At 68.7% G+C, this 17,785-nt stretch carries 19 protein-coding genes and 1 other RNA gene; 12 read left to right on the top strand and 8 right to left on the bottom strand.

Annotated features, from left to right (window positions below):
- Positions 1–65 precede the first annotated feature (65 nt).
- The 8 genes from AB8619_RS06155 to AB8619_RS06120 all read left to right on the top strand — a co-directional run bounded on the left by AB8619_RS06155 (position 66) and on the right by AB8619_RS06120 (position 9,120).
- Positions 66–1,757 carry a DUF885 domain-containing protein gene (locus tag AB8619_RS06155; protein WP_436795582.1) on the top strand — a complete coding sequence of 564 codons (1,692 nt, stop codon included), beginning with the start codon at positions 66–68 and terminating at the stop codon, positions 1,755–1,757.
- A gap of 19 nt (positions 1,758–1,776) precedes the next feature.
- Entirely contained in the window at positions 1,777–3,429 is a 1,653-nt protein-coding gene (locus AB8619_RS06150; RefSeq protein ID WP_436795581.1) for a glycerol-3-phosphate dehydrogenase/oxidase, read from the top strand.
- A gap of 226 nt (positions 3,430–3,655) precedes the next feature.
- Positions 3,656–5,191, top strand: coding sequence for an FAD-binding oxidoreductase (locus AB8619_RS06145; RefSeq protein WP_436795580.1), 1,536 nt, complete (start codon positions 3,656–3,658; stop codon positions 5,189–5,191).
- Complete coding sequence (locus AB8619_RS06140) at positions 5,188–5,595, top strand: hypothetical protein (protein WP_436795579.1); 408 nt, start codon at positions 5,188–5,190, stop codon at positions 5,593–5,595. Before AB8619_RS06145 ends, AB8619_RS06140 begins: the two co-directional genes overlap by 4 nt.
- Positions 5,592–7,022, top strand: coding sequence for an FGGY family carbohydrate kinase (locus tag AB8619_RS06135; RefSeq protein WP_436795578.1), 1,431 nt, complete (start codon positions 5,592–5,594; stop codon positions 7,020–7,022). Before AB8619_RS06140 ends, AB8619_RS06135 begins: the two co-directional genes overlap by 4 nt.
- A gap of 84 nt (positions 7,023–7,106) precedes the next feature.
- Positions 7,107–7,508, top strand: a complete 402-nt coding sequence (locus tag AB8619_RS06130) for a cupredoxin domain-containing protein (RefSeq protein WP_436795577.1) — start codon at positions 7,107–7,109, stop codon at positions 7,506–7,508.
- A gap of 68 nt (positions 7,509–7,576) precedes the next feature.
- Entirely contained in the window at positions 7,577–8,293 is a 717-nt protein-coding gene (locus tag AB8619_RS06125) for a ferritin-like domain-containing protein (protein WP_436795576.1), read from the top strand.
- A 29-nt stretch (positions 8,294–8,322) separates the two neighbouring features.
- A complete protein-coding gene (locus tag AB8619_RS06120) occupies positions 8,323–9,120 on the top strand; it encodes a ferritin-like domain-containing protein (RefSeq protein ID WP_436795575.1) in 798 nt (265 codons plus the stop codon).
- Between the two features lie 85 nt (positions 9,121–9,205).
- Here AB8619_RS06120 and AB8619_RS06115 read toward each other — a convergent pair whose 3' ends face one another.
- Genes AB8619_RS06115 through AB8619_RS06105 form a run of 3 tightly spaced genes read right to left on the bottom strand, consistent with a single transcriptional unit; the run spans position 9,206 to position 11,613 of the window.
- Positions 9,206–10,294 (bottom strand): pilus assembly protein TadG-related protein, encoded by a 1,089-nt coding sequence (locus tag AB8619_RS06115; RefSeq protein WP_436795574.1) that lies wholly within the window; start codon positions 10,292–10,294, stop codon positions 9,206–9,208.
- A gap of 18 nt (positions 10,295–10,312) precedes the next feature.
- Positions 10,313–11,161, bottom strand: coding sequence for a TadE/TadG family type IV pilus assembly protein (locus tag AB8619_RS06110; RefSeq protein ID WP_436795573.1), 849 nt, complete (start codon positions 11,159–11,161; stop codon positions 10,313–10,315).
- The gene (locus tag AB8619_RS06105; RefSeq protein ID WP_436795572.1) at positions 11,158–11,613 is read right to left on the bottom strand and encodes a TadE/TadG family type IV pilus assembly protein; all 456 of its coding nucleotides are present in this window, start codon (positions 11,611–11,613) and stop codon (positions 11,158–11,160) included. The genes AB8619_RS06110 and AB8619_RS06105 overlap by 4 nt, the downstream gene beginning before the upstream one ends.
- Before the next feature lie 165 nt (positions 11,614–11,778).
- Between AB8619_RS06105 and AB8619_RS06100 the strand changes: the two genes are divergently transcribed.
- The gene (locus tag AB8619_RS06100; RefSeq protein WP_436795571.1) at positions 11,779–12,246 is read left to right on the top strand and encodes a hypothetical protein; all 468 of its coding nucleotides are present in this window, start codon (positions 11,779–11,781) and stop codon (positions 12,244–12,246) included.
- Positions 12,247–12,253: 7 nt separating this feature from the next.
- Here the strand turns inward: AB8619_RS06100 and AB8619_RS06095 are convergent, their stop codons facing one another.
- On the bottom strand, positions 12,254–12,790 hold the full coding sequence (locus tag AB8619_RS06095) for a hypothetical protein (protein WP_436795570.1): 537 nt from the start codon (positions 12,788–12,790) through the stop codon (positions 12,254–12,256).
- A gap of 86 nt (positions 12,791–12,876) precedes the next feature.
- Between AB8619_RS06095 and AB8619_RS06090 the strand changes: the two genes are divergently transcribed.
- Complete coding sequence (locus tag AB8619_RS06090) at positions 12,877–13,521, top strand: LuxR C-terminal-related transcriptional regulator (protein ID WP_436795569.1); 645 nt, start codon at positions 12,877–12,879, stop codon at positions 13,519–13,521.
- 49 nt (positions 13,522–13,570) lie between these two features.
- On the opposite strand, the gene AB8619_RS06085 is transcribed toward AB8619_RS06090, so the two are convergent.
- A complete protein-coding gene (locus tag AB8619_RS06085) occupies positions 13,571–13,978 on the bottom strand; it encodes an SRPBCC family protein (RefSeq protein WP_436795568.1) in 408 nt (135 codons plus the stop codon).
- 91 nt (positions 13,979–14,069) lie between these two features.
- Here AB8619_RS06085 and rnpB point away from each other — a divergent pair.
- Positions 14,070–14,442, top strand: an RNA gene (rnpB, locus tag AB8619_RS06080) — RNase P RNA component class A.
- A gap of 496 nt (positions 14,443–14,938) precedes the next feature.
- On the opposite strand, the gene AB8619_RS06075 is transcribed toward rnpB, so the two are convergent.
- Positions 14,939–15,496, bottom strand: coding sequence for a TetR/AcrR family transcriptional regulator (locus AB8619_RS06075; protein WP_436795567.1), 558 nt, complete (start codon positions 15,494–15,496; stop codon positions 14,939–14,941).
- A gap of 66 nt (positions 15,497–15,562) precedes the next feature.
- On the opposite strand from AB8619_RS06075, the gene arr reads away from it, so the two are divergent.
- Entirely contained in the window at positions 15,563–16,096 is a 534-nt protein-coding gene (gene arr / locus AB8619_RS06070) for an NAD(+)--rifampin ADP-ribosyltransferase (RefSeq protein WP_436795566.1), read from the top strand.
- A gap of 338 nt (positions 16,097–16,434) precedes the next feature.
- Here the strand turns inward: arr and AB8619_RS06065 are convergent, their stop codons facing one another.
- Both AB8619_RS06065 and AB8619_RS06060 read right to left on the bottom strand, forming a co-directional pair.
- Entirely contained in the window at positions 16,435–17,514 is a 1,080-nt protein-coding gene (locus AB8619_RS06065) for a hypothetical protein (protein ID WP_436795565.1), read from the bottom strand.
- Positions 17,515–17,601: 87 nt separating this feature from the next.
- Positions 17,602–17,778, bottom strand: coding sequence for a hypothetical protein (locus AB8619_RS06060; protein ID WP_436795564.1), 177 nt, complete (start codon positions 17,776–17,778; stop codon positions 17,602–17,604).
- Positions 17,779–17,785 lie beyond the last annotated feature (7 nt).

The following is a 17,785-nucleotide window of genomic DNA, read 5'->3' as shown; positions in this document are numbered from 1 at the left end:
CGGACGTCATCGGTCCGCCGTCCGGGTCCACCGTCGACGGCCGAGGCTCTGTCACGATCGATCCGATGGCCGACCGTCCCTCCGATCAGCTGCTCGCGCTCGCGGACGAGTACTGGGACGGGACGATGGCCCGGGCGCCCTTCGTGGCGACGATGTTCGGCGACCATCGTTTCGACGACCAGGTGCCCGACCTCAGCCCGGACGGACTCCAGGAACACCGCTCGTTCGTCCGCGACATCGCCGTCCGGGTGCACGCCGTCGACGGAGCGGAGTTGTCGCCGAGCGAGCGGGTCACCCGAGCGCTGCTGCTCGATGCGTGCGACACCGCCGTGGAGGAGATCGACTCCGACGAGATCCAGCTCTCGTCCGACGGCTTCACCGGCTATCCGGTCTCGTTGTTGCGTGCGGCGTCGCGGCGCGCTGCTCCGGACGCCACCAGTGCCGAAGCGCAGCTGCGCCGCCTCGAGGCGCTCCCTCGCGTGCTCGACGACGTGGTCGGACACTGGCGTGCCGGCGTCGAGCGTGGATGGACACCCACGTCGACGATCGTCGCCCGGACCGCGGCCATGGTCGAAGGACACCTGGCTGGCCCCGTCGCGACCGACCCCTTCGTGGCGCTGGAACTGCCGGACGGCTGGACCGGCGCCGACGACTGGCGGGCCCGAGCGTCCGCCATCGCCGAGACCGCGGTACGCCCGGCATACCAGCGGGTCGCCGACGCACTCCGAGACCTCGAAGCACTGGGCCGAGGCGACGACTCCCCCGGACTGTGCCACCTGCCCGACGGCGACGCTCTGTACGCCTCACTGGCCCGCCGAGCGACCACGACGACGCTGACCCCCGACGAGATCCATGCGATCGGGATGGAGGAGCTGACCGACAAGCTCCCCGCCGAATGGGCCGAGATCGGCGCTCGCGCCGTGGGCATCTCGGATCGCGAGGTGCTCTTCGACCACCTCAGAACCGACCCGTCGATGAAGTACGAGTCTGCCCGGCAGATCCTCGATGCAGCCACCGCCGCCATCGAGCGAGCGCTCGCGGTCGCACCGCGGTGGTTCGCGCACCTGCCCGGCACCGACGTCGTGGTCGAGGCCGTGCCCGACTCCCTCGCGCCCGGGTCGCCGCCCGCCTACTACGGCGCGCCGCCCGCCGATGGTTCGAAGCCCGGCGTCTACTACGCCAACACGCACGAACCCACCCGACGCAACCGCTTCGAGGCCGAGGTGTTCGCCTTCCACGAGGCGGTTCCCGGCCATCATCTCGAACGAGCGAGCGCCGTCGAACTCAACGTCCCGATGTTCCAGCGTCGGGGCGGCTACATGGCCTACAGCGAGGGGTGGGGTCTCTACACCGAGCGACTCGCCGACGAGATGGGGATCTACTCGTCCGATCTCATGCGCCTCGGCATGTTGTCGGCCGATGCCTGGCGGTCGGCCCGGCTCGTGATCGACACCGGCCTGCACGCCATGGGCTGGACGCGGTCGCGGGCGATCGACTTCATGACCGCCCACGTGCCCATCGCCCACGACGAGGCCGCGGTCGAGGTCGACCGCTACATCGGGATGCCGGCGCAGGCGCTGTCGTACAAGATCGGCCAACGCGAGTTCTTCCGCCTCCGTCACGACGCCGAGCGCCGGCTGGGTGACGACTTCGACATCCGCGGGTTCCACCACGCCGTGCTCGCACACGGTGGCGTGACGCTCGGCATCCTCGGCGACCTGGTCGACGCCTGGGTGCGTTCGTCGCAGGCCACCTGACCGCCTCTAGCCTGCGGCCATGAGCGTCGGACCCTTCGACCGAGGCACGAGCCTCGCCGCACTCGCAGACCAGACGTTCGACGTCCTGGTCATCGGCGGCGGTGTCACCGGCGCCGGCGTCGCCCTCGATGCCGCGAGCCGGGGACTGCGGACCGCGCTCGTCGAGAAGGGCGACTTCGCGTCGGGGACGTCGTCGAAGAGCTCGAAACTCGTCCACGGAGGCCTCCGTTACCTCCAGCAGGGCGACATCCGTCTGGTCTACGAGGCGCTCCGGGAGCGGCAGCGACTGCTCCGGAACGCTCCCCACCTCGTCGACGTCATGCCGTTCCTCATCCCCATGTTCGGCAAGGACGGGGTCATCCATCCCAAGCTCGCCCGGGCGCTCGGCTCGGCCATGTGGATGTACGACCTCACCGGCGGTGCGCGTATCGGCAAGATCCACAAGCGGATCTCGGCCGACGAGACGATGGCGCACATGCCCACGCTCCCGCCGGGTCGGGTGGCGGCCAGCTACCTCTACTACGACGCCCAGGCCGATGACGCTCGGCTGACGATGACCATCGCTCGCACTGCGGCCGTGCTGCACGGCGCCGTCTGCGTGAACCACGCCCCGGTCGTCGAACTCCTGCGCCGAGGCGTCCACGTGACCGGTGCCGTCGTCGAGGCCCATGGCCGACGTATCGAGGTCCGAGCTCGACAGGTGGTCAACGCCACCGGGGTCTGGGCAGACGAGGTCCGCACGCTCGACGAAGGTCGTGACCCCGACTCGATCCGGCCGGCGAAGGGTATTCACCTCACCGTCCCGTGGTCGCTGGTCCAGAACGACATCGCCGTGGTCGCGCCGGTCCCCAAGGACAAGCGTTCCGTCTTCGTCGTGCCGTGGCCGGCAGCGCCCGGTCAGGACCCGGAGTTCACCTACATCGGGACGACCGACACCGACTACGACGGACCGCTCGACGACCCCCAGTGCACCCGCGATGACGTCGACTACCTCCTGCGGGCGATCAACCACTCGACCACGACCGAGATCACCGTCGACGACGTGGTGGGCACCTGGGCCGGACTCCGTCCTCTGGTGAAGGCGACCCCGGGGTCCGGCGGATCGGGCCGCACCGCCGATCTGTCACGCCGGCACTCGGTGACGGCCTCGAAGTCGGGGATGATCACCGTCACCGGCGGGAAGCTGACGACGTACCGTGAGATGGCAGCCGACACCGTCGACGCCGTGGCCGATCGCCTCGACCTTCCACGCGGCCAACGGAAGTCGCGGACCAAGAAGCTCCGCCTCCTCGGCGCGGACGGATATGACGCCGACGCAAGCGGGCGCTCGGGTCACCTGCAGCACCGCTTCGGCGGCGACACCGCACTCATCGAGGCCATGATCGTCCGCGACCCGACCCTCGGCGAGTCGTTGGTGCCCGGACTCCCCTACCTGCGCGCCGAAGCCGTCTACTCGGCTCGCTACGAGATGGCGGCAACGCTCGACGACGTCTTGAGCCGCCGTACCCGCGCACTGCTCCTCGGCCGGGACGCGACCGCCGACGTCGCCGGCGACGTCGCCGACCTGATCGGTGACGAACTCGGCTGGGACGAGGCGACCCGGAAGTCGGAGACCACGGCCTTCCGAGCCAAGGCCGCGCAACAGCGCGACCCGCTCGAACTCGTCGACTGAGGCTGGCGGCCCACCCCACGGTCGCCGTCCCGGCGTCACGACACCTGCGTCGACACCGGGATCACCGCGACCGATCGCAACGTACCGATCGGCACGTACCGCGTCGTTTTCGATGTGCAACGTACCGATCGGCACGTTCCGAACAGATCTCGGGCCTGGACGCCGCTCCCGATGGCGACGATCGGTCGACGTCCCGACGGACCGGGTCGTCGTATGGTGGTCGGCCGTGCCTGCTCCCTCCGAACTCCCCGCCGCCGGACCTGGCGCCCCCACCGCACCCATCGAGATCGAGGGCGGGGCGGCCAACGCCACCGCCCACCTCTCGGGGATGGTGCCGGTCCCCGATCCGTTGATCGATCGGCTCCGCAAGACCGGCGCCGACGTCACCACCGACCACGCAATCCGCGCCGAAGCCAGCCGGGACTGGTGGCCGGGCGCGATGTTGTGGGCCACCGATGGCCAGGTCCCCGGACTCGCCGGCGTCGTCGTACGACCGGCCGACGCCGACCAGGTCGCTGCTGTCCTCCGACTGTGTGACGCCGCCAAGGTGCCGGTCACGGCCACCGGAGGACGCTCGGGCGTCTGTGGCGCATCGGTCCCGGTGTTCGGCGGCGTCGTCCTCGACACCACCGCACTCACCGGCATCGTGTCGATCGACGAGGAGTCGCTCGTCCTCGACGTCGCTCCCGGCACCTTCGGCGACCATCTCGAACACGACCTCCGCAGCCGCGGTCTGACCCTGGGTCACTGGCCGCAGTCGGTGGCGCTCTCGACCGTCGGCGGATGGCTCGCATGCCGTGGCGCCGGCCAGTTGAGCAACCGCTACGGGAAGATCGAGGACATGGTCCTCGGACTCGACGTCGTGCTCGCCGACGGCACGGCGATCTCGACCGGCGGGGCGCCGCGTGCGGCCGTCGGCCCGGACCTGACCCAACTCTTCGTCGGGGCAGAAGGCACGCTCGGCATCATCACGGGCTCCCGGCTGCGTCTGCACCCGGCTCCGGCCCACGAACGCTGGGCGGCGTTCTCCTTCGACACGTTCGGCGCGGCCAACGACGTCTGCCGTCGCATCGTCCAACGTGGAGCGACACCCGCGGTCCTCCGCGTCTACGACGCCGTCGAGGCCGACCGCAGCTACCAGACCGGCGACCAGGCGGTCCTGTTGGTGATGGACCAGGGCGACCCGGTCATCGTCGACGCCGCCATGACCGTCGTCGAGCAGGTGTGCGCGGACCCCGACGCCGGAGCGTCGCCGCTCGACGAAGGCCTCGTCGGACGCTGGTTGTCCCACCGCAACGAGGTGTCGGCGCTCGAGGCGCTGATCTCGAAGGGCTACGTGCTCGACACGATGGAGATCGCCGCACCGTGGTCGAGGCTCGAGGACATCTACACCGCGGCGACGACCGCGTTGCGCGAGGTGCCCGGAGCGATGGCAGCGAGCGCTCACCAGTCGCACAGCTACGCCGACGGCGCCTGCCTCTACTTCACCTTCGCCGGCAAGCCGGCCGAGGGAGACCCCGAGGACCGCGACCGGATGTACCGGGCGTTCTGGGATGCCGGACAGCGAGCCGTCCTCGCCAACGGCGGCGCCCTGAGCCACCACCACGGCGTGGGCCTCAACCGCAGCCGGTTCGTCGAGCAGGCCCTCGGCGGCGGCTTCGGCGTCCTCCAGTCGGTCAAGGACGCCCTCGACCCCAACGGGATCCTGAACCCGGGCAAGTTCGGGCTCCGGTCACCGTTCGGCGAGGTCTCGTACCCGTGAGTGCACTCGGTCGGTTGATCCACGCCCCGGCCGTGTTCGCCGGCGCGCTGGTCACGCTCGCCGTCGCCGTACCGACCGCGCTCCTCGCCCAGGTCCTCGACGACTCCGGCTCGGTCGACGACGACTCGCCGTGGCTGGTCGTGGCCTTCCTGGTCATCCTCCTGGCGATGGCCGCCGGCGGCTACGTGGCAGCCGTCCGCCGTCCTGACGCCCCGCTGGTCAACAGCGCGGTCGCTGCCGTCGGTGCCTACCTGACCGTGCAGGTCATCGGCGCCATCAGACTCCTGGCCACCGACGGCGACGTCACCTGGGCCGCCATCCCCTTCTTCGCGCTGCTGGCAGCAGCAGCAGGGATGACCGGGGGCCTCGTCGCCGACCACCGAGCACGCGCTCCTCGTCGATGAGCGTCCTCGTCATCGACGTCGGGACGTCGAGCGTACGGGCGCTGGTCGTCGGCGACGACGGACGCACCTCGCACGAACAACACGTCGAGACACTTCCGACGTCGCCCCATCCGGGGCTCGTGGAGTTCGACGCGACCGCCATCGCGACCGCCGCGATCGGCCTGGCCGCCCAGGTCGTGTCGATGGCCGGCACCGTCGATGCCGTCGGCGTGACGAACCAGCGAGCCTCGACGGTCCTGTGGGACGCCCGCACGGGCCAGCCGATCGGTCCAGGCCTCGGGTGGCAGGACCTGCGAACGGTCGGACGGTGCCTCGAACTGCGCGCCGAGGGCATCGCCGTCGCACCGAACATGACGGCGACGAAGGCCGAGTGGCTGCTCCAACAGACCGACGTTCCTCGGACGCACCTGCGACTGGGCACCGTCGACACCTGGGTCGTGTGGCACCTCTCCGGCGGGATGTGCCACGTCACCGACGCCACCAACGCCGCAGTGACCGGGCTCTACGACGTCGCCACCGGCGACTGGGACGGCGAACTCCTCGAGCGTCTCGACGTCCCGCGTGATGCGTTGCCGTCGGTCGTCGACACGATCGGATCCGTCGGCGCCGCGACCGCCATCGTCGGGACGCCACCGGTGACCGCCGTCGTCGGTGACCAGCAGGCCTCGTTGGTCGGCCAGGGCTGCATCGAGCCAGGCCACGCAAAGATCACGTTCGGAACGGGAGCGATGCTCGACCTGTGTCTCGACGCACCTCCCCCGGCCACGACACCCGCAGGCACCTTCCCGATCGTGACCTGGCAGCAGCACGGCCGTCCGTCATTCGGTCTCGAGGCCGTGATGCTCGCCGCGGGATCGGCGGTCGAATGGCTCCGCGACGGACTCGGCATCATCGATTCGGCAGCGTCGTCAGCCGACATCGCAGCGACCGTCGACGACGCCGGCGGGGTGGTCTTCGTCCCTTCGCTCTCGGGCACGGGGACCCCCGACTGGGACCACGGAGCGCGCGGCCTCCTGATCGGGATGACGCGCGGGTCCACCCGCGCCCACGTGGTCCGGGCAGTGCTCGAAGGCGTCGCCCACCGAGGCGCCGACCTCGTCGAGGCCGTCGAGGCCGCGACCGGACACGTCGTCGACCGTGTGCGGATCGACGGCGGCATGAGTCGCAACCCGATCTTCGTCCAGGCGCTGGCGAACACGACGGGTCGAGCCATCGACGTCTCGACCGAACGCGAGGCCACCGCCCTCGGCGCCGGTCTGCTCGCCGGCACCGGGGTGGGCATGTGGCCCGACCTCGCTGCGGCCGTCGGATCTCGACCGGCAGCCACCGTGGTCGAGCCCTCCAGGACGCTGGACCGCGAGCGGTTCCGCGAGGCCCGTGCTCGGGCGGGTCACTGGATCCCAGCGTTGAGCGACCTCGACCTCTAGCTCGCAGGCGTCGCCGAACGACGTCGGGAGAATTTCTCCTCGATCCGTCATCCGCATCGACGCGGGGGTCCGTAGAACCCCTCGATGACACCAACACGGACCATCGCCGCCCTCCTCGCCTCCGGCGTCCTGCTCCTGGGAGCGTGCGGCGACGACGACACCACTGCGGAACCGTCGACCGAGACGACCGGCGCCGCCGAGACCGACAACGGGTCCGAGACCGCGGCAAGCGAGACCGTCGACGTCATCGAGATCGCGGAGTTCGAGTTCGCCCCCGTCGACGCCACGGTCGCCGCCGGCAGCGAAGTCACGTTCCGCAACGCAGACGGCACACCGCACACCGCCACCGCATCGGACGGGTCGTTCAACACCGACTCGGTCGCCAGCGACAGCGAGGGAACCATCACGGCCCCCGACGAGCCGGGCTCCTACGCCTACATCTGCAGCTTCCACCCCTTCATGAAGGGCTCGCTGATCGTCGAATGATCGACCGACCGCGACTCTCATCCCAGTCCCAGCCAGTCCCCACAACCCAGCAAGCAGGAGGTAACTGCGTGCAGACCAGTCCGAAGGAGCTCCGCCAGATGGCGGGCGACATCGACGACATGCATCGAGACAGCATGCGGACGTTCGCCGACGAGATCGGTGAACTCCACTTCGGTGACGAGTTCAAGGCGGGCCGACGTGCCTTCCTCAAGAAGGCCGCCGTCGGCGGTGCCGCCCTCACGGTCGGATCCGCCCTCGTCCCGGTCGGCAGCCTGCTGTCGGCCGCCGGCGCTCGCCAGCTCGACGACACCGCCATCGCGGTCTTCGCCGAGTCGGTCGAACTGGCTGCGGTCGAGGCCTACAAGGCCGGCGCCCCGTTGCTCTCGGCCGAGGTCCTCCCGGTCGCCGAGCTGTTCCTCGGTCACCACCAGGAGCACGCCGGTGCCTTCGGCGCCCTCGCAGGCGACGCCGCCACCGGCAAGCCCAACGCCGCGCTCATCGAGGCACTGACCCCGATGATCGCCGAGTTGTCCGACGAGGCAGGTGTCCTCGCCTTCGCCAAGACCGTCGAGAACCAAGCCGTCGCCACCTACGCATTCGCCCTCACCGCGCTCCAGAGCGTCGAGGCAGCGCAGGGCACCGCGACGATCCTCCCCGTCGAGTCCGCACACGCCGCCGCACTCAGCCTCGCGCTGGGAGAGGGACCCGATCAGTGGTTCCCCAACGGTGCGTTCGAGTCCGCCGACATCGCGCAGGGCATCAACCCCGCCGACTTCCCGGTCTGACCGGCCGAACGAACGAAGGAAGGAATCCCATGGAAACCCCCAACAACGACTTCAGTCGTGACGAGTTCAACCGCCAGATGCGTGAGGTGGAGGCCCAGAACAAGGCCGCCATGCCGAAGTGGCGCGAGACCCTGGACCGAGTCTTCAACGGTGGCGTCGACATGACGACGGCCGAGAAGGCCCACCTGCTCGGCGTGCCGGGCCGGCGCCAGTTCTTCAAGATCGGTGGCGCCACCATCGCCGGTGCAGCGCTCCTCGCTGCCTGTGGCGACGACGACGACACCGCTTCGGCGCCCACCTCGGGCGACGGCGGCGGATCGAACGAGGGCGACGACCCCAACATGGACATCGTGTTGGCCAACACCGCCATCTCGCTCGAGATCCTGGCGATCGACACCTACCAGGTGGCGATCGACTCCGGTCTGGTGACCACGCAGGCCGTGGCCGATGCCGCTGGCCTGTTCCAGCAGCACCACCAGGAGCACGCCGACGCCCTCAAGGGTGTCGTCGGCAGCGGCGCCTACGACCAGGCCAACGCCGCGGTGAAGACCGCGCTCGTCGACCCGGCCGTCGAAGCGGCTTCCGCCGAAGGCGACATCATCAAGCTGGCCTTCGACCTCGAGACTGCAGCAGCGCAGACCTACGTCTTCGCCGCCGGCGCCTTGAGCACCCCGGAGCTCCGCTCGACGATCATGACGATCGGTGGCGTCGAGAGTCGCCACGCCACGATCCTCGGCCAGGTGGCCATGTACGACGCAGCGACGGTCTTCCCGTCATTCTACAAGTCGGACAACCCGCTCCCCGAGGGCGCGGTCATCACCGAATAGCAGCCGACCCGCTCCGGCGGGACACGCGAACACGTCGAGGGCCGCTCCCGCCGGGAGTGGCCCTCTTCGCGTCCACCCGGGGGGCCTACTGGACGAGCTTGATGACCACGACCGAGTCGGGGTCCGGGGTGGAGGCGCCGCCCTGACCGCTCGACGCGTTGGCCGCGCCGACGAACGTGCCGCACACGAGTCCGTTGGCTCCGTTGCCGTCGTTGCACGGCGGCGTTCCGGAGGAGTGCTGGTTGTACGTGATCACGAACGCACCGAGCTTCACGCAGTAGAGCTTGAGCCCGACGCCGGTCCCCCCGTTGCTCTTGGGACACAGCGGGAGCGCGAGCCGGCATCCGATGATGTCGTCGACGTTCCCCTCACAGGCGTCGTCACCGGTCAGGACGCGTGACAGGTGTCCGTTGGCGTTGCCTGTCTTGACCTCCCACCAGTCGCTCTCGTCGTTCGGGTCGGGTGACGGGATCGGGAACGAGCCGCTGAACGAGACGAACCCACGCCATGACGCCGATCCACCGCCGCACTGCCGTCCGCCGTCCTTCATGGCGTTGCCGTGGAGCACATAGCTAAGGCCGATCGCCGCAGGATTCACCGAGTAGCCGGTGGGGTCGGAGGCATCGGGCAGCAACGCCTGCGCCGGGTGACCGGTCGCATCCGGCGACGTGCAGACCATGAACGGGGCTCGGCCTTCGAGGACCGGTTGGATCGTGGCGGCGGCGACCGCACCAGCGCGGATGGTCTCCTGATCGACGAACGCACTGAACGGCACATCCTTCGTTTCGGTCGTGCGGACCCGCACCCCGGCGGCATCCACGGCGAACTCGTTGCTCCCGTCGCACCCGCCCACGACCTCGGACTCGGCGTGGGTGAGCGCGTACGTCGCGGTGACGACGTCACACTCGACCGATCCCGAGGTGGCGCCGTTGGCCTCGGCGACGGAGACTGCCGTGGCCAAGACACGCGACGACGGAGCATCTCCCTGCTGCACGTTCCGGAGCACCGATGTCGCGGCCAGCGCCGCGGCGTCCGACGCGTTCTGCGCCTCACGGACCGCGCTGTACCCGCGGCTCCCGCCGAGTACGAGCGCGGCCACGGCCAACATCGCAGAGACGGCGATGGCGAAGACGACTGCCGTCGCTCCTCGATCGCTCTTCCGGTTGTCGGTCATCACGGATCGCATGGGTCCTCAGTTCACGGTGAAGGTCGTCGTGGCCAGCGTCGCCACGCCCTTGACCACGCGGACCGTCGCCTGACCGGCGGTCCAGAAGTTGTCGCTGTTCTTGCCGTAGCTCCACGTGCGGATCGCGCCGCTGCTGCACCCGCAGCCATGGGTCGCGGTGCCGCCGCCCGGGGCGACGATCTCGACGCTCAGGCCGACACAGGGGTCCGCTCCCGAGATGGAGAACTCGATGTCCACGTTGTTCTGCAGCGCACCGCTCCTCTTGGCCGAGTTCGGCGAGGGCGACACCGACAGGCCGGTCACCACGCATCCCGATGTGGTCGTCGACGTCGTGCTCGTCGTCGACCCGGGAACAGAGGTCGTCGTGGTGGTGGTCGCCGTTCCGCTGGGCGCGAGCGGCTTGCCGACGATCACCATCGTCGCCACTCCGCGCACCTCGGCCGACGGCACCCCGACGATCCCGGCGAGCGGTGTGATGAAGCGCTTCTCCCAACGGGTCGTGACCCGGATCCGGTCCCGATCGATCGTGGCCGCAGCGCACCCTCCGGCAACGAGGTCACCGTCGGGGTCGACGCACTCGATCACGATCTCGTCAGCGGCCAACGTCCGACCGGGCAGATGGGCCTGCACCGCGTCGACGACCGCTGTGCGGTCGCCACCGGACGCGGCATCGGCGACGCGATGGCTGATCATGCCTGCGCGGGCGCCGTCACGAGCCGCGTTCGCGGCCTTGTTCGACTCCAGCGTCCAGGTTCCGAGGTCGATCAGGGCCAACACGAAGAGGAACAGGATCGGCAGTGCCACCGCCGCTTCGATCACGGTGACCGCTCGTTCGTCGCGTCGAGGCCGCCTCACGACTGCACCTCGATCTCCGACGACCCGGTCAGGTCGATCGAGCCGCCGACCACCCTCTCGACCATCGGGGTGATGACGTCGAACGTCGCGGTCACCTCGACTCGTACCCGTTCGCCCGACGATGCCGTCGATCCACCGCAGCCCGTCACCGGAACCGTGAGGTCACCGCTTGCGTCCTCGGCGAAGACCACGACCGAGAGGCCGGCATAACCGGCGAGGTCGCCGCTCTCCCCCATCACCCGATCGATGATGTCGTCCTCGCCCGCGCACGACACGTCGTTCGGGGCGATCTGCGCGTAGGCCGCGCCTTCGCGTGCCGCGTTGGTCAGTCCGATCTGCATCTGATGTCCGCGAGCGAGATCGAGCACACCCATCACGATCAGCGCCATCACCGGGGTGATCAGCGCCAGTTCCAGGATCGATGCGCCGCGTTCGCCGCCAGGCCGTCGCACGGTGTTCTACCTCTCGCCGTCTTGTCTCTCCTCAGATTCGACACGGCCGCGCGGACTCTTGAGACGAACAACTGGCGGCTCTTCGCCATATTTCGGCCCTCCTCGTTCGCCCGCTGGTGACGACGACTGGTGGCAACGTCGCCGGCCGCTGGATATGGAGCCGCCATGGCCGAGGACACCACATGGGAACCGAAGACCATCGAGCCGACGTGGCTCACCGCCGACCGGCGGCCCAACGGCGTCTCCGACGAGACCGTCGAGGCCCTCGGGAAGCTGGGCGAGGCCGCCGAGTGGTTGGAGCGGGCACGCGGGCGCCTCTACGACTTCCACCAGATGTCCGGTCGGGTCGATCTCCTGCTCGGCGAGGCAGCCGAGGAACTCCGAGATGCCGGCCACGCGTCACTCGCCGACGCGCTCGAGACCCATCTCGTCGGGCGCAATGTGCTCGACGGACGGTGGAGCTTCCAGCTCGTCGAGGAGTACGACGCCACCTACTGGGAGCCGATCCGCGAGTTCCACCACTTCGCCGAACGGGAGCTCGTCGACGGCGCCGCGCACGTCTTCGAGTCGGAGATGAAGGACGACCGACGGACGGAGGGCCTGGAGCACCACGAGCGGCGCCCGTCCGGGTGAACGCCGATCAGGCGAGTGCGGTCTCTTCGCCTCCGTCGTGTGCGGGTCGGAACGCCGACGGCAGGTAGTTCGACCGGATCTCCTCGAGCAGGTCGCGGATGTCGCTGGCGACATCCTCGGCCTCCGGCGACGCAACGATCGTCCGATGGTGGTCGGCGTCGAGCGCGACGGCATCGCTGAGCACGCTCGGCCAGTCCGCCGGCGGCGGCCATCCCTCGACCACGATCTCGCCGGCGATGACGTCGTGGTCGGGCGTCGAACCCAGCACGACGGCCACGAAGCGAGCGCCGGCCGAAGCGACGTATCCCAGCGTCCAGAGCGTCGGAACCCCCACGACGACGTCGGCCCGCTCGAGTCGGTCGGCGAGGTCGTCGGGCGATGTCCGATGTCCGGCCACCATCGTCGGTGGTCGGACCGGGGTCTCCGGTCCGTGGTACTCCCAGTCCCATCCCGTCGTGGCCAACGCCGCGGCGTCGAGCAACGGCCCTGGTGGTGGCGGGTGTTCGGGGTCCCAGAGCACGATCACCTGTCCACGTCCCGTCATGTCGACAACCGTACGAGCGTGTGAGGTGGACCACTCCACCCCTAGGGGTGAATGACCGAACGGACGTCGGTCGTAGGATGCACGGCGTGGAGCCGATCCGACTGGCGATCGTGAACGACTACGAGCTCGTCGTCCGAGGGCTCGCCGCGCTCGTCGAGGGGAAGGACTGGCTGGGCGTGGTCGACCTCTCGACCGACGACCAGGTCGACAGCAGGGCCGACATCGCCCTCTACGACACGTTCGGTGCCGCCGACCCGGACCTCGAGTCCGTGCGGGTTCTGCTCTCGTCCGGTCGGGTCGAACGAGTGGCGGTGTTCACCTGGGCATTCGACGACGAGCACATCGGGAACGCCATGGACATCGGCGCCTCGGGGTTCCTGTCCAAGTCGCTCGCCGGCGACGATCTCGCCGACGCGCTGCGAAGGATCCACGCCGGCGAGATCGTGGTGTCCGACCCGCCCGAGCCCCGAGCGTCGATCTCGACCGGCCGTCGGTGGCCGGGTCAGGAGATGGCCCTCACGGAGAAGGAGGCCGACGTACTGGCGCTGATCACGCAGGGTCTCGACAATCGCTCGATCGCCGACCTCCTCTACATCAGCCCGAACACCCTCAAGACCAGGGTCCGCGGCCTCTACCGCAAGATCGGCGCCGAGAACCGCGTCCAAGCCGCCCTGTGGGGTATCGAGCACGGGTTCCAGTCCAGCGACCAGGACGTCCGGACCAGGATCTGACCTTTTGGTGACGTCAGCCGCGCTTCTGCGCGTGCTCGACTCCGTGTTCCTATTCGACCGAGGCCTTGAATGCACCCAGGTCGTACTCGATCGCAGACTCGACGAGCTGGAGCCCGGCAGCGATCGTCTCGGCGACACCGTCGGGCTCGAAGTCGAGCTGGAGTCCGATACGGCTGCGGTGTTCGTCGATCCGGTGGAACGTGATCACGCCGGCGTGCTCCGGGCCGGTGATGCTCTTCCACGCGATGCGCTTCTCCGACTGCACCTCGGTGACCCTCGCATCGAACTCCCGGGTCACCGGGCCCAGCGTGATGGTCCAGTGCGAGATCTCGCCGTCGTCGGTGTCGATGCGATCGACGACCGAGAGGAGGTCGGGAAGGTTCTCGAGCGATGCCCACTTTCGATAGGCCAGCTCCACAGGAACGTCGAGGTCGATCGTGGTCTCGGTGCTGCTCATGTCGCCGTCCCTACCCCACGTCTGAGGTTCTCACTCCTCCGGGCTGCCCGAGCCGTGGCAGGCTTCCGTCCATGTAGACGAGACACGATGGTGAGTCGGACCGGTGACCGCGGTCGTCCGTTCCCCGAGAGGTGGACGGGCAGTCGAGGAAGGTCGGGGCTCCACAGAGCAGAGCGCTGGCGAGAGCCAGGACGGGGCGACCTGTCGGTACAGGGCAACAGAGAGAAGACCGCCGATGGCTGCGACTCCTTTCGGGGAGACGCAGCACAGGTGAGGGTGAAACGGTGCGGTAAGAGCGCACCAGCGTCGGTGGCGACACCGGCGGCTCGGCAACCCCCGCTCGGAGCAAGGCCAAGCGTGCCGCGGGCTGCTCGCTCGATCGGCCAGGTGGGCTGCACAGATGGATGGTCACCCACGGGACTTCGGTCCTGGGACAGAACCCCGCCTACAAGCCGGCTCACCATCGCCACTCGTCTGACCAGGGATTCTATGACCCCTGCTGCTACCTCAGCGGTCGCCAGTCCTCAGCACCTGCGGGATCGTCTGACCCTGCCCTGCAGACGCTCCGCCTCTCTCAACTTCGCGACGATCTGCTCCGCTGTGTATCTCTTCCCGGGCATCAGTTCACATCCGCCGGATCGCCAACACAGGAACTGGACCGACCTACGGGGGGCCGGACAGTTCCCCCTCGGCCCAGGCCAGAAGCGCTGGCTCGCACCTCGCCAGCGGCGTCGTCGTCAACGGCAGCACCATGATCGTCCGACCGCTGGAGATGTGGATCCTCAGCTGATGACCGAACCGGCCGAACCAGATCCGCCAGACCTCGACACCAATGATCTCGCTTCGGTGCACGGCTCTGAGTCGACACAACGGATACGAGTCCACGCCGTTTACACACGCGATCGGACAGACCCACCTGCAGATGTGGCCGACATCGCGGCGCTGGGCAGGTTGGTCGCTTCACGGACGTGATTTGGGGACAGCCAGGCCATCGAGATAGCGATCGAGCTGCTCGTGGGCAATAGTCCGCTCGTCGTCGGCGTCGAGGCCAACTGCCAGGGGTCGACAGAACCGAATGGCGGCCAGCGCGATGTCGGTTGCGGTGTGTTCGTGGTCGATCGCTCGATCGCGAGCGGCAGCCGCGACGAGTTGATCGAGGAGGTCGCGTGCATTGTCGCGTTGCTCGGGCCAGTCGTGGTCGTCGAGGAGCGGGTACACGACGTTGACGGCGCCGAGGCCGCAGTCGATCGCCGCGTGCAGATACCGACGCAGCGCTGCTCCTCCGGTGGCGGCCTCTTCGAGGGCGGCACGACCCTCGCTGATCGCACGGTCCAAGGCCTCGACGGCGACGGCTCGCAGCAGCTGTAGCTGGTCAGGGAAGTGACGGTACAGCGTGGCGATCCCCACGCCGGCACGCTCGGCCACGGCATCTCGCGATGGTTCGCCGCCGATCTCCAGCACCAGTTCGATCGTCGCGTCGAGGATCGACTGCCGGTTGCGTCGAGCGTCAGCGCGCATCGAACAGCACCAAGGAACTCGTCTCGACTGCGCCCATTAACCGGAGTATATTCCTCCACTTGGTTGATGGCATTGGACGGAGGCGCCGTGGGGAACGAACAGCAACCAGCGCACACGAAGTCGATCGCCGACGCGATCGAGGCATCCGGGAACACCGAGTACGTCCCGGTGACCTTCGACAGCTGCGAACACGTCGACGGACCGTTCTTCCACGGAACGAAGACCGAGTTCTCCATCGGTGACGAACTCGTTCCCGGGCATGGCTCGAACTACCACGAGGGCCGCGTGGCGAACCACATCTACTTCGCCGCGCTGCTCGAGCCCGCCATCTGGGGCGCGGAACTCGCCGTCGCTCTCGGGGGCGAAGCCGGCCGGGAACGGATCTACATCGTCGAACCCATGGGTCCGTTTGAGGACGACCCCAACGTCACCAACAAGAAGTTCCCCGGCAACGTCACGCAGTCGTACCGGACACGCCACCCCATGCGGATCGTCGGCGAGGTTGAGAGCTGGGAAGGCCACCCGCCCGAGATCCTGCAGGGCATGCTCGCCAACATTGCCAAGCTGCGAGCTGACGGTCTCGACGTCATCGAGGACTGAACCTTCGACCCGAACCCCGGTAGCGATCGGCCGACCGTCAGCGCCAGCGATCGCAGCCTGGGGCGCGATTTGGTGGCACCTCAGCGACCTCGCCCGCATCGGCACCTTGGTGTCAGCCTCCACGCAGACAGGGCGGAGTGGTTGGGGAGACATCACCGTCCTCTGGGCCGACATGACCCTCCTCGTGGTTCTGGGCGCCGTCGCCGGCATCCTCGTCTGCACCCGAGCACGTACAGGTCATCCGCGTCGGACGAGACGAGCGTGTCGAGCGCACGCGACTGAGGCATGAAACCAACGATTCCGTCCGGGTCGGGCAGGGGTTGGGGGGCAGTTCGAGATCAGTGCGGGGGGATCATTCGTCGGATCAGGGGCACCTGGGTCGCGGCGTTGTGGAGCGCGTGACCGAGCTGCGCTCCGAGAGCCTGTGCGTTGGCGATCTCCCCGGAGAGCGCGGCGTTCTGGATGTCTCGTGTGTCGAGTTCAGGTATCGCCGGGATCGGTGTGGTCGCTTCGATCTCGATCTCGACCTCCATCGTGCCGTCCCGACCGCCGACGTCGAGTACCGAGTGCGGAAGGAGGACCGGGATCGTGCCGGTCGGGTCGGTGAAGGTCCCGAACGACGCCATGGCGCCGCCTGGGGCGAAGGACCCTCCACCCTGGCTCCGGAAGACGCCGACGAGCCGCCCGGTCAGCGGAGATGTCGCAGCGGCTTCTGCGAAAGCCCGCACGGTGTGGGTTGCGCCCGCCGGCTTCAGCGCCGCGCTGTCAAGTCCTTGTGCGCGTTGCCAATGGTCCGGCCACTCGAGCATCGGATCGATGGCGACACGCCTTTCACGTGTGCCGTGCGCCGAGGCAGTGAAGTGGCGTTCCACGATCGCGTCGAAGGTCGGGCCGTCGAACAGCGGGGCATACACGGCGTACCGATCGTTGTCGTGTGATGGCGGTCGCGCTCCGGCGATCTCGACGGCCTCGGCGCAGGCTCTGAACAGGCTCGCCAGCGATGGGTACGTCAGGACGAACGCCTCGTCCGCGTACGCGTAATACCAGATCGGCGCGGGCTGCTCGTACGCCTCGCTCATCTCGACGAGCAGGAAGCCGTGGCTCTCGTAGGCCACGGGGAACAGGATCTTGGGATGCCCGGACTCCAATGCGTCCTGCCGCCAGCACTGCAGCGCGAAGTCCGGACGCGTGAGCCGCGGATACGGCAGGTCGGTGAATCGCGTCGGGTCCCACGTGCGCCACAGCCACACGACCTCTGGGGGAAGCTGGAACGGTGAGATCGCAGATCCGGCCTCGAGGATCGTGGCCTCGACTTCTGCGGGGCTCGGCGGCGGTTGGAGCGGGACGAGCGACCCGGCTGGCACGGCTTCGACGTACCAGTCGATCGCGTGTCGAACGTCGTCCACCGTCGCGCTCACGATCCTGAAGTCTGGCGCGTCGCGGCAGACTTGGTCGTGAAAGCAGCCGGTCTCACATGCCCCATCACGGCTTGTTGATCGCTCCCGTCAGCTGGCGACCTCGCCCATGTCCTCGGAGTTCGCTGCATCGGAAAGCCACTGTTCGATCGCGTCCCCGACCAGATCGAGGCGCGACGCGCTGAACACCGCTCCCGTGGCGACCGCCTCGACCCAGACGGAACCGTCGGGCGTGAGGTGGACGAGAAATGTCGAACGCTGTGCCATGTCCGCC

This window comes from Actinospongiicola halichondriae (genome assembly GCF_049103745.1).
GTDB classification, from domain to species: Bacteria; Actinomycetota; Acidimicrobiia; order Acidimicrobiales; family Salinilacustritrichaceae; genus Salinilacustrithrix; species Salinilacustrithrix halichondriae.
This window is presented reverse-complemented; position numbering and strand designations above follow the sequence as displayed.